General features: G+C 38.1%; 11 protein-coding genes, 1 tRNA gene and 1 pseudogene. 9 read left to right on the plus strand and 4 right to left on the minus strand.

What is annotated here, in order from left to right; all coding sequences use genetic code 11:
* Positions 1 to 387: 387 nt before the first annotated feature.
* Together CDG56_RS15595 and CDG56_RS17395 are read left to right on the plus strand one after the other, a co-directional pair.
* Entirely contained in the window at positions 388 to 1,071 is a 684-nt protein-coding gene (locus tag CDG56_RS15595) for a metallophosphoesterase (RefSeq protein WP_086044901.1), read from the plus strand.
* A 656-nt stretch (positions 1,072 to 1,727) separates the two neighbouring features.
* A complete protein-coding gene (locus CDG56_RS17395; protein WP_087544001.1) occupies positions 1,728 to 1,961 on the plus strand; it encodes a hypothetical protein in 234 nt (77 codons plus the stop codon).
* A 52-nt stretch (positions 1,962 to 2,013) separates the two neighbouring features.
* Here CDG56_RS17395 and CDG56_RS15605 read toward each other — a convergent pair whose 3' ends face one another.
* Positions 2,014 to 2,697: a pirin family protein gene (locus tag CDG56_RS15605; RefSeq protein ID WP_087544002.1), complete on the minus strand. Its 684-nt coding sequence runs from the start codon at positions 2,695 to 2,697 to the stop codon at positions 2,014 to 2,016.
* A 193-nt stretch (positions 2,698 to 2,890) separates the two neighbouring features.
* On the minus strand, positions 2,891 to 4,234 hold the full coding sequence (gene argG / locus CDG56_RS15610) for an argininosuccinate synthase (protein ID WP_087544004.1): 1,344 nt from the start codon (positions 4,232 to 4,234) through the stop codon (positions 2,891 to 2,893).
* 292 nt (positions 4,235 to 4,526) lie between these two features.
* Between argG and CDG56_RS15615 the strand changes: the two genes are divergently transcribed.
* Together CDG56_RS15615 and CDG56_RS15620 are read left to right on the plus strand one after the other, a co-directional pair.
* The gene (locus CDG56_RS15615; RefSeq protein WP_087544006.1) at positions 4,527 to 6,557 is read left to right on the plus strand and encodes an FAD-dependent oxidoreductase; all 2,031 of its coding nucleotides are present in this window, start codon (positions 4,527 to 4,529) and stop codon (positions 6,555 to 6,557) included.
* A gap of 86 nt (positions 6,558 to 6,643) precedes the next feature.
* Positions 6,644 to 6,733: transfer RNA gene (locus CDG56_RS15620), tRNA-Ser, on the plus strand.
* A 16-nt stretch (positions 6,734 to 6,749) separates the two neighbouring features.
* Here CDG56_RS15620 and CDG56_RS15625 read toward each other — a convergent pair.
* Positions 6,750 to 7,958, minus strand: coding sequence for a site-specific integrase (locus CDG56_RS15625; RefSeq protein WP_087548380.1), 1,209 nt, complete (start codon positions 7,956 to 7,958; stop codon positions 6,750 to 6,752).
* Between the two features lie 1,078 nt (positions 7,959 to 9,036).
* Between CDG56_RS15625 and mobC the strand changes: the two genes are divergently transcribed.
* Together mobC and CDG56_RS15635 are read left to right on the plus strand one after the other, a co-directional pair.
* Positions 9,037 to 9,609, plus strand: coding sequence for a plasmid mobilization relaxosome protein MobC (mobC, locus tag CDG56_RS15630; RefSeq protein WP_057081834.1), 573 nt, complete (start codon positions 9,037 to 9,039; stop codon positions 9,607 to 9,609).
* A gap of 38 nt (positions 9,610 to 9,647) precedes the next feature.
* Entirely contained in the window at positions 9,648 to 12,077 is a 2,430-nt protein-coding gene (locus CDG56_RS15635) for a hypothetical protein (RefSeq protein WP_057081833.1), read from the plus strand.
* 151 nt (positions 12,078 to 12,228) lie between these two features.
* Here the strand turns inward: CDG56_RS15635 and CDG56_RS15640 are convergent, their stop codons facing one another.
* Positions 12,229 to 12,564 carry a hypothetical protein gene (locus tag CDG56_RS15640; RefSeq protein WP_057081832.1) on the minus strand — a complete coding sequence of 112 codons (336 nt, stop codon included), beginning with the start codon at positions 12,562 to 12,564 and terminating at the stop codon, positions 12,229 to 12,231.
* Between the two features lie 1,035 nt (positions 12,565 to 13,599).
* Here CDG56_RS15640 and CDG56_RS15645 point away from each other — a divergent pair.
* From CDG56_RS15645 to CDG56_RS15655, 3 genes and pseudogenes are all read left to right on the plus strand, one after another.
* Positions 13,600 to 14,208, plus strand: coding sequence for a hypothetical protein (locus CDG56_RS15645; protein WP_002159601.1), 609 nt, complete (start codon positions 13,600 to 13,602; stop codon positions 14,206 to 14,208).
* 30 nt (positions 14,209 to 14,238) lie between these two features.
* Positions 14,239 to 15,825, plus strand: a complete 1,587-nt coding sequence (locus tag CDG56_RS15650) for a CAP domain-containing protein (RefSeq protein WP_057081958.1) — start codon at positions 14,239 to 14,241, stop codon at positions 15,823 to 15,825.
* Between the two features lie 13 nt (positions 15,826 to 15,838).
* Positions 15,839 to 16,540, plus strand: a pseudogene (locus tag CDG56_RS15655) (tetratricopeptide repeat protein); the annotation flags it as partial.
* Positions 16,541 to 16,606 lie beyond the last annotated feature (66 nt).

Genomic DNA, 16,606 nt, shown 5'->3' on the forward strand with positions numbered 1-16,606 from the left:
TTGAATGATTTCTTCTTGGTCTACGTGCCATAAAATACTCCATATATTGATGTTTATAACATCATTTGAGGAGCAGAGTATCACTTATAGGAGTTGTTCAAATTTCCGGATCCATCTCTGAGAAAGATATTTCCTGATTTTTTGAGCTCTGAATAACTGTTTTAGATTTGACTTTAATTGATTTAAGTTGTTGATTATAAACGCTATATTGCGTAATAATGAGAAAGATATTTTCTCATTAATAGATTCAATAGCTATAAATCAGCGGAATCAAAAATAGTGACTAATAAGCAGTCGAGCTGGATCTCTTATGATACTAGGCTAGGCTTTTGTAGGATAATGAATTAAAAGCCTTCTCAGGCTAATGACTACAAAGGTATAGGCATTATGGTAGAAATTGTTAAAAGTATAGACGGTCAAAAAATTTCTTCTGTATACATTGTAGGTGACTTACATGGTTGCTATAGCTTGTTGATGCAAGAACTTAAAAAAATTGATTTTGACTTTGAAAATGATCTGGTCATTTGTACAGGTGATCTTGTGGATCGAGGTGTGGAGAATCTTGAATGTATTTCTTTGTTGGATCAGCCTTGGTTTTTTACGGTACGTGGTAACCATGAGGAGATGTGTATAAGATCGCCTCATGATCGTAAAATAAAAGACATTCATGCACGAAATGGAGGAGAATGGTTTTATCAACTCAGCTCAAGAAAGCAATCCGAAATTAGCTCCCGTTTTCAACAATTGCCTTTGGTTATAGAAGTTCAATTGGGACATAAAAAGATTGGTGTGGTACACGCAGATATTGATATTCACGATTGGAATGCTTTTAAGCAAGACATTATGCAAGGTGACTACAAAATATCAGGTGTAACTTCTGCTTATAGTAATGCATTATGGGGGAGAGGACGTATTCGCCAGCAATCAGCTCACTATGATAGTGTCGAGAATATTGATGAAATTTATCTAGGTCACACCATTGTGAAAGAGCTAATTAAAGTCGATAATTGTTATTATATAGATGTCGGTTCCTCCTTCACCAAAAAGCTCTGTATTGTAAAAGTTCAATAAAGATATCTGGGAACCCATCATCGCATAGTTCAATAAAAAAATTGATTTTCTTGTAGAGGGAAGGGTTATTGAATTTAGTGCCAAAGCACTTAATTTTTACAAAAAATTACAATAAAAAGCATATATTTTCTTGTATCACCACGTGTATCACTAAATTTGAGTTGTAGAAAAAGTTATTTAAAATCATTGGATTAAATGTTGCTACGGTAGAGGATATACCTACCAAGATATCAATAAAAAAGCTCTAAATTTCTATAATTTAGGGCTTTTTTATTGATATCACATTTGTTTTTTTAAATACTCGCTTAAAAGAATGACTAGGTTGAATTGCAATTTAGAATGAGTTTCTTATACTCATTATGCTTGAGTAATTTTTATCAGTTACTAGAATCTTGACTCACCCTATTATTGGTGCTAATTTAATCAATAAGGAGGTCATATACTATTTGGGATTTAAGAGAAATCTTGCCTAGATGAACAAAGATATGATTACCTGAATACACAGCTAACAACGAACGAAACGATTCTGATTGTTTTTAAAAATGTTCAAGGTTGTAGAAAAGCCCGTTAATCGGGCTTTTTTAATGCCCATCATTTTTAAAGCAAATTTACGCTATAGTTTGTCATAAGGATTAGGATAGCGATAGGGAATTGTGATGCTGATATTTATGATTATAGTGATTGTTATTGTTTTGATTTTATTGTTCTTTTTTGCCAAGAAAACTGATCCTACACAAGATAATTTTGATTATAGCCAGCCATATTCATCAACAACCTCCTCATGTGATTCTTCTCAAAATAATGATTTCAGACGTTCTGATGAATGTAGCTCAAATGATGATTCGAGCTCAGACTCAAGTAGTTGTGATAGTAGCAGTAATAATGATTAGAAAAAGCTTGTACCCCATGAGGGGCAAGGGGTACAAGATAAACTGAGTTTAATTAAGGTAGATCAAACCAAATCATTTGGCTGTCTTGTAATGCAGTAATGGTTGCAGTTTCATCGAATACTAAAGCATCACCTGCTTTAACCAAATGATCGGCGATCATTACTTCACCTGAAATCACATGCACGTAGTTCACTTTTTTTCGTGCTGTAATTTCTAAATGTTGATCTTTTTCAATGACAGCAGTTTTCACTTCCGCATTTTGACGAATCGACATTGGCGCAGATGTATCACCAGCAATCAAGTGCCATTGGTTTGGATGGTCTTTTGGATTCAGCTGAATTTGCTGATAGGTTGGTTCGGCATCTTGTACATTCGGTTGAATCCAAATCTGTAATAGATGCACCGCTTTATCATGCTTGTTCATTTCACTGTGGGTGACCCCAGTTCCAGCACTCATCAATTGCCATTCACCCGCATTGATCTGACCTTCATTGCCCATACTGTCTTTATGGGAAATAGTGCCATCAAGTACACAGGTTAAGATTTCCATGTTGTCATGGGGATGAGTACCGAAACCATTATGTGCAGCAACTGTATCATCATTGATCACGCGAAGGGCACTGACACCCATATATTTCGGGTTATACCAGCTACCAAATGAAAAGCTATGATAGGTGTCTAACCAGCCTGCTTTGACATGACCACGATTTTCACTACGATGTAGATAAGCATTCATCTTTCATCTCCCAATTATTATGTTTTGCTTAATGCTTATATTATTGATTCATAATGACGATAAATAGTCTTTAATTGCGACATATTGTTCTATAAATGAAATGATTGAGTATTTAACTTTTTATTTCAAATAATAAAAAAAGCTGAATCAAATATTCAGCCTTTTTAAGTGGGCAAATTAATTTACCCATCTTTTATTTTGATTTATTTTCTAGCTGTGGAATTGCAGAACCTTGGCCAACAGCAAGTAAACCTGTTTCAGTATAGATACCGAGTTTTGCACGGGTATCAGTAATGTCGAGGTTACGCATGGTTAACTGACCGATACGATCCATTGGAGTAAACATCGAATCACCTTTCTCCATGGTCAAACGCTCAGCTTCATAGGTGAGGTTAGGAGATTCAGTGTTCATGATGGTGTAGTCATTACCACGACGTAATTCTAAAGTCACCGTACCTGTAATCGCTTTAGCAACCCAACGTTGTGAAGTTTCACGTAGCATTAATGCTTGTGAATCGAACCAACGACCTTGGTAAAGTAGGCGACCTAAACGTAAACCGTTAATACGGTATTGTTCAATCGTATCTTCGTTATGAATACCAGTCACTAAGCGCTCGTAAGCGATATGTAATAAAGCCATACCTGGTGCTTCATAGATACCACGAGATTTCGCTTCGATGATACGGTTTTCAATTTGGTCAGACATACCAAGACCATGACGACCACCGATACGGTTAGCTTCTAAGATCAGCTCAACAGGATCTTCGATACGTTGACCATTTAATGCAACAGGGAAACCTTCTTCAAAAGTAATGCTCACTTCTTCTGCATCAATTTTTACATCTTCTTTCCAGAATGCAACGCCCATGATTGGGTCAACGATTTTAATACCAGCATTGAGATATTCTAAATCCTTAGCTTCGTGCGTCGCACCCAACATATTTGAGTCAGTTGAGTAGGCTTTTTCCTTTGACATTTTATAGTCAAAGCCGTTGTCGATTAAGAATTGCGACATTTCGGCACGACCGCCTAACTCATCAATAAAGGTTTGGTCTAACCAAGGCTTATAGATTTTAAGGGCAGGGTTGGTCAATAAACCATAACGATAGAAACGTTCAATATCGTTGCCTTTATAAGTTGAACCATCGCCCCAAATGTTGACGTCGTCTTCTTTCATCGCCGTCACAAGCATCGTACCTGTCACTGCACGACCCAAAGGTGTGGTATTGAAATAAGGGACGCCACCAGTACTAATGTGGAATGCGCCACATTGAATTGCTGCAATACCTTCAAGCGCAAGTTGTAAACGACAATCGATTAATCGAGCTTTGACTGCGCCGTATTGTTCAGCTTTCTTTGGAATTGCATCATAGTCATCTTCATCAGGTTGACCCAAGTTTGCAGTATAAGCATAAGGCTCTGCGCCTTTTTGCTTCATCCACAATAAAGCTGCTGAAGTATCGAGACCACCAGAAAAGGCAATCCCAACTTTTTTGCCTACAGGTACGTGCTGCAAGATAGTTGCATTATCAGTCATTGCTTGTCCTAACTTTTATGAGTAAAGACCCCGAACAGGTAGTCTTGAGAATAAAAAATCGGAACTATTGTAACACTTTTCATGGAGCTTGTTTTCCTGAAAGAAAAACTAAGCAGAAAAATTATGTTCTAATACATTTGATTTTGGTTTTTTTAGATTGGAAATCAAAATAGTTACATTACTTTTGACTTTGGTGTCAGCATTTTCTTGAAAAGAGTCATAAACACATATAAAAATTCAGTTAAAGTACTATGCAACAAGTTGCAAAGCCAATAAATACAGAAGGAATATCATGACTAGCTATGCAAATATTTTAAAGCCATTACATCTCGGATTTACGACCATTAAAAACCGTGTGGTCATGGGATCGATGCATTCAGGCTTGGAGGATCGTTTTTTTAATTATCCTAAACTTGCTGCTTATTTTGGTGAACGTGCCAAAGGTGGGGTTGGCTTAATCATCACGGGTGGGATTTCACCCAACCGTCAAGGTTGGTTATTACCTGCGGGCGGTACCATGAACAGTCTGGCAGATATTCCTCATCACCGTCTGGTTACACATGCTGTGCATAAGCATGGCGCAAAAATCTTGATGCAAATCCTGCATTCAGGTCGTTATGGTTATCATCCATTTTCGGTTTCTTCATCCCCAATTCAGGCACCCATTAATCCTTTTAAACCGCGTCAAATGTCAGATGCCCAGATTTTGGCAACTATTGAAGATTATGCCCGTTGTGCAAGTCTGGCAAAAAAGGCAGGCTATGATGGCGTGGAAATCATGGGTTCTGAGGGTTATTTGATCAATCAATTCCTGAGCAGTCATGTCAACAAGCGTACAGACCGTTGGGGTGGCGATATTGAAAACCGTATGCGTTTTCCCGTGGAAATCGTCAAGGCGATTCGTGCCAAAGTTGGTGAAAAATTCATTATTTGTTTCCGCCTGTCCATGCTTGATTTAGTGCATGATGGCAACACCATGCAGGAAGTGATCGTAGTAGCAAAGGCACTTGAAAAAGCAGGCGTGACTTTATTAAATACAGGGATTGGCTGGCATGAAGCACGTATCCCAACGATTGTCACTTCTGTACCTCGTGCTGCATTTGTGGATTATACCGCCGAAGTTAAACAGCACGTTTCAGTACCAGTAATTGCGTCAAACCGTATCAATATGCCAGATGTTGCTGAAGAGATTATTGCTTCAGGACAGGCGGATATGGTGCAAATGGCACGACCATTCCTCGCTGATCCATACTGGGTCAATAAAACTGCAACCAACCGTGTGGATGAAATTAATACCTGTATCGCATGTAATCAGGCGTGTTTGGATCATGCCTTTAAAAATGAGCGTGTCTCTTGTTTAGTCAATCCACAGGCATGTTTTGAAACTGAACTGGTTTATATCAAAACCAAGAAACCAAAACGTGTTGCGGTTGTGGGTGGTGGTGTTGCAGGCATGTCGGCTGCAACAGTGGCGGCAAGTCGTGGTCATGCCGTAACCTTGTTTGAAGCCAATAATGATGTGGGCGGTCAGTTTAATCTAGCGAAAGTTGTTCCTGGAAAAGAAGAATTTCATGAAACCATTCGTTATTTTAAAGTTCAACTCAAACAAACAGGTGTGGATGTTCGCTTAAATACTAAGGTCAATCGTGAACAGTTGGAACGTGAAGGCTTTGATGAAGTGGTGATTGCAACAGGCGTAGTGCCACGCGCCTTAAAAATTCAGGGTAGTGATGCACCACAAGTCTTGTCTTATGCAGAAGTACTTAAAGGCGCTAAGGTTGGTCATAAGGTTGCTGTGATTGGTGCAGGTGGTATTGGTTTTGATGTGTCAGAGTTTTTACTAAAACCACCCCATCAACCACAGCCACAACCATTGGCAGAATGGCAACGCGAATGGGGCGTTGATCCAAACCCTAATTATATTTCTGAAGGCGGTGTACAACGTCCAGAAGTTGAAATGCCTGTACGTCAGATTTATTTATTGCAACGTAAAACAACGCCGTTGGGTATTGGTTTGGGTAAAACCTCAGGCTGGGTGCATCGTGCACAATTGAAAAAACATGCTGTGCGTATGCTGCGCGGTGTGCAATATAAGGCTGTAACTGACGAAGGCTTATGGGTTGAGCATAATGGCCATGACCAGTTATTGCGTGTGGATACCATTGTGGTGTGTGCAGGTCAGGAATCAGTAAAAGATTTAGTACCGCATGAGAATGAAACCACATTGGCAAAATATCATGTGATTGGTGGTGCAAAGTTAGCAGGTGAGCTGGATGCCAAGCGTGCAATCCGCGAAGGGGCAGAATTGGCCGCTAAACTCTAATAATTGATGAAACATTATGCATTTGAATACATTGCAGTTAAATTTCTCTTGAATAAAGAGGGCAAGCTTTGTATTCTTACGCACATGGAAGCGTGGCAGAGCGGTTTAATGCACCGGTCTTGAAAACCGACGAGGGTGTGAGTCCTCCGTGAGTTCGAATCTCACCGCTTCCGCCAAATATCTTAAAGGGAATCAAACACATAGTTTGATTCCCTTTTTATTTGGCACAATTTTGGCACTATTCGAAATTTTAGCAATCTCTTCTTTGTTCTTATCTGAATTAATCCACTTGGCATAACGCATCATTAGCATCACTAAACTATGCCCTAGCTGTGAAGCCACATAAACTGGATTAAGTCCATTCATTAAGCATACAGTCGCATATGTATGACGAGTGTTATAGGCAGGGCGATAACGTATGCCATTCACTTTCAGTGAAGCTACAAACTTTTCGCTCAATGATTTTTGCGTAGTAAATTCCTTACCTGTCTCATCACAGATAAATACGTGCTCATATTTGAGGTAGGTTAGTAATCTGAGTTGTTGAAATGCTTCAAATGCAAAATCATTTAAATCTACAAATCTAGCTTTATTTGTTTTAGTCGTTTCTTGCTGAACGCCGTTCACACGACCTTTATTGATGTAAATCTGCTTATTTAAAAAATCTACATCCTGCCAAGTGAGTGCGATAATTTCTGATGGACGGCAACCTGTCCAGAATGCCACCACAAAATACCAATACACAGTTGGGTAGTCTGCAATATATTTCTCTTTTAACCAGTTCAGTATTATTTCCTTTTCCATTTCATTAAATGGATCAGGTTCAGTTTCCTGTGTTTTCTGATTCTTTAATCGGTCACATGGGTTCTTATCAATAATTTCATCATCATGCGCTAGTTCGAATGCGCCACGTAATGGAATCAAAGCATCATTTCGAGTTTTAGCCGATGACCATTCACGTCCATTGACGGCTGTACGCAACATTTGACTGGTGATCGTATTAATCAGCATATCTTCGAATAATGGCATCCAGAGCCTTTCTAAAATTGATAGATATTTTTTCTTGGTGCCTAGCTTATGATCTGAAAGGTTATAAAGGTATTCTTGGGCATAGTGAGCAAATGTCGGAGCATTTGACGCTGGCAATGTTTTTTGCGCAGCGTCAGCTTTTTTGATGGGTTTGGCGGTGACAGCTTCGATATCCTCGATTTTTAATATCCCGTATTTAGCCTTGTTTACAAAATCTTCTCTAATCTTAGCCGCCTTAATGAAGTTGGCTGGGGTATCGATGAGGTCGAGGGTGAACCACTCGCGCTTGTCGTTCCATTTAAAGTTAATCTGTATTTTTCCCGATCTTGCTCTTGTGCCTTTTGGTAGACCTGAGCTGCTTGTTCGACCCATGCGTTATAACCTTTCAAACTATATAGAATTTTTCGATCAGACACTTTCACCCAGACTTTTCCTTCCTCCCAGTGAGGCCTAAGATTCTTTAGGTTCGTGATCTGTTCACCCGTCAATTCACAAAACTTTTCTGCGGTGACCCAATCCAGCAGTTCAAAATATTTACTCATTGTTGAACCTCCGCATTTTTATTTGAAAGTCTTGCTCCAGTTTTTTATATCTAATAATTAATTTTATTAGATAAAGATTTTTTATCATTTTGACCTCTTCAGTTTTTAATGCAGTTGAAGAAAGCCTGTTGTCTTAAAATCCTCATGTTGTTAATTAGGATCTGAAGAGTAAAACAAGTTTCTATACATTTAAAGCTAACATGTTTTATTTGTGTAAAAATGATTTGTGTATAAAAGATCAAGAAATAGGTTTATTTTTTTAATTAATTTTTATCTATTATAACAGTAATTAATCTTTAGTACGTTCTTCGGTTTACTACTTTTGTTTTTTTGTGGTTAGGTTTTTATTTCTTAATTCCTTTTTTGTTTTAGTTGGGGTTTATTAGTTTTTGATGTTGATCATTTTAATATTTTTCTTATGAGAACTATTATTTATTTAATAATTAGATTAAATATTTAATCTAATTTAATTTAAGAGAATAAACTTTAAACTTAGATGTTGTTTTTAGTTAAGCATATGTTTTAATTATAAAATAAATTTAAAATTCCTCTTGGTGTATATCTTCTATAGATCATGATCTTATTTTTATTTGAAAATTAGAACGTGTTTAGTCTTTGTGATATTTAATATATCACTTAATAGTCCAAAGTACATAAAATATGAAAATAATCGGTCGAGCCAGAGTACCCTGTCCGTACACAATAACAACAAAAGTTGTAATTGTATACGAACGGAATCTGGTTGGCTTGCAGCCAAACCGCTACTTTTAATAATGTGTTTGTTTTGAATTTTTAGAGTAACTATTTATTCTACATATAAATTATTTTAAAATTCCTATCAAAAAACACTTTTATTATTTTAAAATTTATTATAGCTTAAAAATAGATTGACGGTTTTTAGGTGTATTATGGTTGTTGCTAATGTTATTAAAAAATCAAGAAGAGTAAGTCGACTTGAATTGCGTTTAAATGATGATGAATTAGAGATAATTAGAGATTCAGCAAGTCTATTAAATAAAACTGTGAGTGATTTTATTCGATTTAGCGTGAGTTGTTATATTCAAAATAATTTGAATGTTGATCGATCTTCAATTCGTGAATCGCATGTTGTAGCGAAGAAAAAAGATTCAAATCACAGGACGCAAGAAGATAGCGAAAGCATTGCATTCCAACTTGCAAAAATTGGCAATAATCTCAATCAGATTACCCGTGCAATTCACATTAGCAACAAAATCGGAAAACCAGTCGACTTACTTCGAACTTACCTACTTGTCGAAGACTATTTAAAAAAAATCTATCAGCTTTATCCGCTTCCTTGTCCTCCGTCACTGCATCGTTCTGATAAGACAGTTCAGCGCCGACACCAGCATATTGAACAGAAATATCTCGCCGATTTATTGCGACAAATGCAAGTCGTTGGAGACGGTGAACTTGAATCAGTTTCAGACGCTGATCTTTCTGATGACCATATAGAAATTTAATTTTATTTCCTTTTTTATTTTAAACGGGAGAGCGGGGCATGTTGATTAAGATGTTGAGGCATGGAACGGGCAGTGCAGCACGTGCAGCAAGTTATGTGCTCGATGAAAAAGATCACATGAATATTGTCCGTCCGCATGTCGAAGTGCTCTGTGGTGATCCACATCTCTTTGCAAAAATTGCAGACAGCTCTCCTTTTAAACATAAATACACGTCTGCCGTCATTGCATTTACTGAGGAAGATCAACCGACCGATGTTGAAATAAAAGATGTCTTAAAACAGTTCGAAGCATTGGCTTTCAGCGGTCTTGAACCTGACCAATATCATATGACGGCTGTTCTGCATCAGGAACCAAACGGTTCAAAACATGTTCATATACTTGTTCCTCGGCTTGAACTCAGGTCAGGAAAAGCAATGAATATAGCCCCTCCAGGTTTGTTTCAAAAGCATTTTCATACTTTGCAAGACAAGCTTAATTCCGAATATGGGTGGGCAGATCCGAAGGATCCTGACCGTGCAAGATTTACAAAAAAAGGCTATGAGCTGTATTTACAATCTGCGCTGAAAAAAGTTGAAAAGAATAGAGGAAACTATAAAACATTCATTGAAAATTTATATGTTGGACTCTTGTCCATTTCGTTAAAACAATTAGAAACAAATCAAAATGAATTTCTCTTCTCTGAAATTTTAGTACATAACCGTGATGACTTTATGCAATTTGTACTCACAAACAAACTTGCTAGCGAAGTTGCCAAAATTCGAGAAAATCAGTTTAGCTTAATTCCAACTTTCGGGAAAAAACCTATTTATTTTCAAGGAGAAATATATGAAAGACAATTTGACATCAGAAAATGCTCAAAACCATTTCGAGAACGTATCAAAGCTTTTGAGCAAGTTCGAAAAGCAGATAGCGAACGTGGAAACGATGAGCAGCGAACAGTTAATCAGATTTCAAAAAATACTCGAATGCCTTGCGCAGAACTTCGAGATAGAGCAGAAAAAACTTTGCAAGGAGCTAGACAGGCAAGAGCAGCTTACAACAGACAACGTTATGCATCTGCTACAACATCAGAAAAACGAGACTCAGATTTTAATCAGAGGATTGAAATCATATCGAGCAGAGTTGAAGCAGAATATCAGCAATATTCAAATGACGCTTTCTTCACATCTCAACGAAATCGATCAGATCATGCAAAAGCATCTTCAGCAGAGCAAAGCCCAATTGCAACATACGATCAAAGACAATCAGAATCTGATCAAAGCCCAAATTCAGGACAATACCCAAAGTATCACACTGTTATTAGAAGATCAGAAGAATCAGTTGCAGCAGCAAGTAGCTCAAGCATTAACTCAGTCGATCACTTACAACCCGAAATTAATTCTGAAAACATTTATTTTGATGTTGCTTGGAATGGGGTTACTGAATATTTTAGTAATATTGCCCTCCAACTACTATCTCACACAGCCGATCTTAACCAAAAACGAGACCGAAATCTTGACGGACGAAGACGGCACTCGATACCGAGCGATCACCTCCTCGAAATGGATCGATTGCAATACCCTGAATTTGAGCAAAAAGAAAGTCCATCCGACAGAACCGAATATTCATCTGACATTTCCTTGTTTCGTGGAGAAGTAAGTTATGAAAGAACAGCAACATACGATTATTCAACATCACAACGGCAGCGATACACAGCAGATGATTTTGGATTTACTCGAACAAATGAGTTTAGCTTTGATGCCATCATCGCTGAGTACTATGCAAGACTTGCAAGAAAACGTCGAGAAGATGAAAAAAAGGCTCAGCGTGATCGAGCATTACGAGCAGAGCAACAGAGACGACATGAACAAGATCTTGAAAATCTTAGGCTTCAGCAATCCGTCAGAATTGAGCCACACCGAGATCAGTTTATTTCAGAATATTGGATTGATGATCAAAGAGTTACAATCGAGGCAGGAAAAATTAGAACAGTTAGAACAACAGCAGCAGTTACAGCATCAGAAAGAGCAGCAACTTCAAGAACAGAGCATGTCATTCGCTACACAGATCAGCAGACTAGAGCACTTAACGACAAATTGGATCAAGCGCTTCGACGTGCTGGAGAAGCAAGAGTCGAATTTGAAACAGTTGCAATTGCAACAGCAAAAACAAATCAAAGACTTAAACGAGATGATGTTGAATTGTATTCAGAGTATGAGCAATTTAAACAAAATATGCGTCGACTTAGAGAACAAGCAGATGCAGATCAAGAGCATGCAGCAACAATGCAACAGCAATGCCAATTCGATCGAGAGCATTCAGCAGAGCTTACAGCAACAATATTGCAACTTGCAAAACTCGTTGAAGAAATTGTCAGGTTGATGATGAGTTTAATTGCTACCATGCTGGGGCAGCAATATAACATTCAACATCAACCACAAGTTGAAGCTAAACAACAAAAACCAAATGATTTTGGTGCTGAGTTTTAAACAATCACTTTTAATATTCACAAGTCTATTATCTTTAGCATTGCTGCTGTCACTGATTGCATTCAGCATTATTTCTGCTTATTCGATAATAATGCAGTCGATTAATACAGTGCACAGTAGCAAGCTAAAAATACATAATTAATTAAGTGACCTAAATAGAACGGATTCCCAATACACGCTGTGCACGTTCAATCATCTTGTGACGTTGATGTGTACGAAATGCCCATAAAGAGGAGAGATTGTTATTTTGATTGAGCTTTGCAACTTCAAGAATTTGCTCATCAGTCATTTCATGCATGCATTGACGAATGATTTGATGTGCTTGTTCAAGTTCTTTGAGTAAGGAATTTGCGGTGTCAACAGCAATATAAAGATTGGCGAGTGTTTGACGTTGAGGATTTGAAATTGTTTTGCCAAGTTCAACGATAAGTTGACCAGCTTGTTGTTTAGGTGTGCAAGAGTTTGCACCATGAAGAATTGCGTTCATAGCAGTATTCCTAGATAAGTTTTAACACTTACCATCATTACTTCTCACGGTAATGGTGGCAGCAAGACAGGGGTGAGAATACTGAATCTAGGATCAGCCAACCTTACGGTTGCCCTGCAAGCTGCCATAACGACTACTAAACAGTAGACAAAAAAATAGCCGCTAGTGCGACATTGATTTGCACCTAGATTGTATCAGGTTCTCACGCCTGAACACAGATTTTGCTGTGTAATACTAGGTTAGCTGGGTATACCTTAACGTGTCAACTATCAAATTGGTTATTTTACATATCTTAACATTAAATAATTGATTGATTCTGCTGGAGATATTTTAAATTTTTGACGGCTGAAAAACTGTTTATTAAAAATATCTGCTGACGGATATGTCAGCCTAATAATTATTCTTATAAACATTTTAGACTTATCCATAAAATCAAAATAAGCAAAATCGATGGGTTCAATTTGAGCCTATGGGAAAAATCAACCACTTAACTCGATTCTTTCCAAAGGATAATGTGAATTTTATCGCATGGTGAAATTGACTAAATTCTTGGATAAAATTAATATGGGCTCGCTGGCCTACATTGCCAGTCGGTTTTAGCAGACCGAATTCATCTAGCACATGACGTTTATATTTTTGGATATAAATTGAGTGTGGGAATCCTCTCGTCCCCCTTTTTTTCTATGGTAGGACGGAAGGGGGACACCTTCGGGTGTGCTGATTCCTAGATGATCAGTCTGCTAACCCCTTTTCGTTCTGCCACCATTATTTAGCAGTAATTGGTAGAACTTCTATAAACATCTAGGAGCTTCTCATGCTGTACCAATCTTTTCTAATTTGTGTTTCACCCCATGTTCAACCTTGTTGTGCTTTGCAACGGGGGCGATACGGCTAATTTTTTATTATTCGTCTGTATTCAAACAATATTTTTACAAAAACAATCCAACGGTGGATGGCTAAGTCACGCCTATAAAAAATAAACCTTTTTATATCTGCTGGTGATTGTGCATTGCATTGAACATGCGGGAAACAACCATGACTGAATTAAGCAAACCCAAAATCATACCCATTGAACACCGTCCACAAAAATCTAAGCTCTTTATAAAATGTGTGGTCTTACCCATCGTGATCTTTCTCATCGTTGCCAAAATCTTCTCTTTTGGTGCTTTCGGTTACATCTTCTTTGGCTTTGACCTGTTCTGGTTTGTGATCCTTTACTACCTTTATGAATATGGAAATACCTACTTTGACGGGATGACTGAACAACTCAAGCGTCAAGGAGAAACTTTTAACTACCAAAACCGTGGTGTTTGGATTAATAGCCAAGATAAAACCATTATCCTGTTTGATCAGCCTGATCAACGTCTCGTGAAATATCCCTTTGATTACATCACCTCCGTCGGACACTACAACTTAGTCGAAGATAATTTTAGAACCACGACCACTGTGATCAGCAATCCAATGATGGGAACGCATGTCAATCAACAGGTTCATCGCACACCGATGAAACGAGAGTTTCAAGTCAATATCGGTACACGAGATCCATTCAAACCGAATTACAGCCTAAAAGTCCTATTTCCTTGGCGTAGTCCACAAATGGCCAGTGAAATCCGTCAATTATTATCGGCTGATCATTATCAATAACAACAATATAAAAATTTAAGGCAGTCAATCATGATGATTTCAAAATCGTTCATGCCATCAGTTCTAATGATGGCAATCAGTACAGCAATGGTCGGGTGTGGTGGTGGTTCGGGTGGAGATTCAAGTTCATCCAATGGCGGTGGAACGGATAATCCAGATAATGGCAATCCAATCCCTAAGCCCGTGACCTGTGTTGAAAGCCAATATCTGGAAGAGGGTGTATGTAAAAACAAGGTAGTGCAGAATATTCAGTCACTACCATTCAGTATGCTGATTCAAGGTCAACGCTATCCATTATCGCTGCAAACAGATCAAGGTCTAGTAGTAACGTTTAGCAGTAACACACCCAACATCTGTAGTGTAAGTGGCGGTGAACTTAAAGCGCATAAAGTCGGTCAGTGTAATCTGGTATTGACACAGGCAGGGACGGCAAAAGTTCTAGCACTGAATAGCAGCATGACCGTCAATGTGAGTTGTGCGGCTGAGCAATATCTAGAAAATAATGTGTGCGTGAATAAGCTCAAGCAAACCATTACCCCACTAAAAATCAAATATATCCTGACGGAGAGTGTGTATTCACTGGATACGGAATCCAGTGCCAAACTACCTGTCACGATTAGCAGCCTTTCTTCATCAACCTGTACCTATAGTCAGGGGGAACTCAAAGGGATTGGTGCAGGGTTATGTACCCTTAAACTTACTCAAGAGGGGGATGCTAAAACACTGGCAGCAGAGAGTAAGACCATCAGTTTTGATGTCTTTAAAGCCTCATCCATGAGCGAAACCCCAGATATAAACAACTGTTATGCAGGCAAGCTCAGTACAAAGTTTAGAAATGAATTTTTAACTGAAATGAATACAGTTCGTGCTTTGCATGGACTACCAAGTATTACATACGACTATGCCCATGAAGATGAGATGATGCAGACCGCTCTTATTCTTGCTGCAAACAATATCTTGACCCATTATCCAGAACCTAACACAGACTGCTACTCTGATATTGGTGCTGTTGGTGCAAGCACCAGTAATCTTGAAATGGGTGTGAGATCAATCATGTATGATTATTCGCCTGCCGAAAGTGTTAGAAATATGACACATGATAAATTGAATGTTGTAGCAAATAATGTTGGTCATCGTAGGTGGATCATTAATCCATTTATGGAAAAGTCTGCTTATGGTTCAGTCAATGCACCATCAATTAAAGATACTCAATTTCCTTATGTGGTTGGGACTTCTCATAAAACAATTTATTTCCAGAAGAATCCAACCACTGCAAAACTTGGTGTGATTGCTTATCCATATCACAACTATCCTTCGAAATACTTTATGAAAGGAGCAATACTTTCTGTTTCTATCCTCATTGATCAAAATGACTATTGGGCGAATCAAAATGTAGATTATTCCAAAGCAAAACTGGTGGTAACAGAGCGAGGTGGTGGTGAGCAAAAAATTAGAGATATTAGCTATGACAATCTTGGTATGGGGATTCCAAATAATATCCAGTTCTACTTCGATGGTTTAAAAAACAATATCATTTATGATGTCAAACTCAGTAATGTCTTAGTGAATGGTCAACCTAAAGAATATTCATACTGGTTTAAAGTAGATGATAAATAAGGATAAGAATTAGATGAATAAATTAATGCTTAACCTTGTTGTAGCCACCAGTATTATAGCTGCTAGTTCAACGGTATTTGCTGAAACCAAGAAAGTGAACCTGTCGGCAGGACTGAACTATGTACTGTCACAAGTCGTGACCAAAGGAGATAATAATCAAAGTCACCATAATATGGGAATGCTTTACTACTTAGGAAAGAAAGGTCTACCTGTAGATCATAAAAAAGCGGCTGAATGGTTTTCCAAGGCAGCAGTGAATGGTTTTGCTCCTTCACAGTACGCATTAGCAGTCATGTATCTTAATGGGGATGGTGTACCACAGGATGCAAAAAAGGGCGTTACCTTGTTGCAAAGTGCTGCACGGCAGGGACAACCTGAAGCGGTCAAGTTATACAATGTATTGCAGGCTAAAGCACAGCAGCTCAATGCTGTTCAAACGCCATCAGTACAAACAGCTACAACAGCCATTAAATACTATGATACATCCAAGCTTGAACCTAAGAACTTTAAGCAAGTTGTACTCCCTAACCTAAGTGCAGATACCGTTGCTCGAAGTTTTTATAAAGTGACATCATCCAGAGAAAGACAAAAAGATGATTACTGGGGAAGTGGCAAATACTACTATGTTAATAAGCCTAGCGACTTGGATGATCTCACAGATGCTGTAATCAGTATCGCGCCTATTTTTACTTACCAGAATATGCTGTCAACGGCATTCTAAAATTGACCCCTTTTACCTTACAAATGGCAAAGTAAAATTGACCCCTTTGATCTCGTATTA

It is taken from the genome of Acinetobacter sp. WCHA39 (genome assembly GCF_002165385.1).
GTDB lineage: Bacteria > Pseudomonadota > Gammaproteobacteria > Pseudomonadales > Moraxellaceae > Acinetobacter.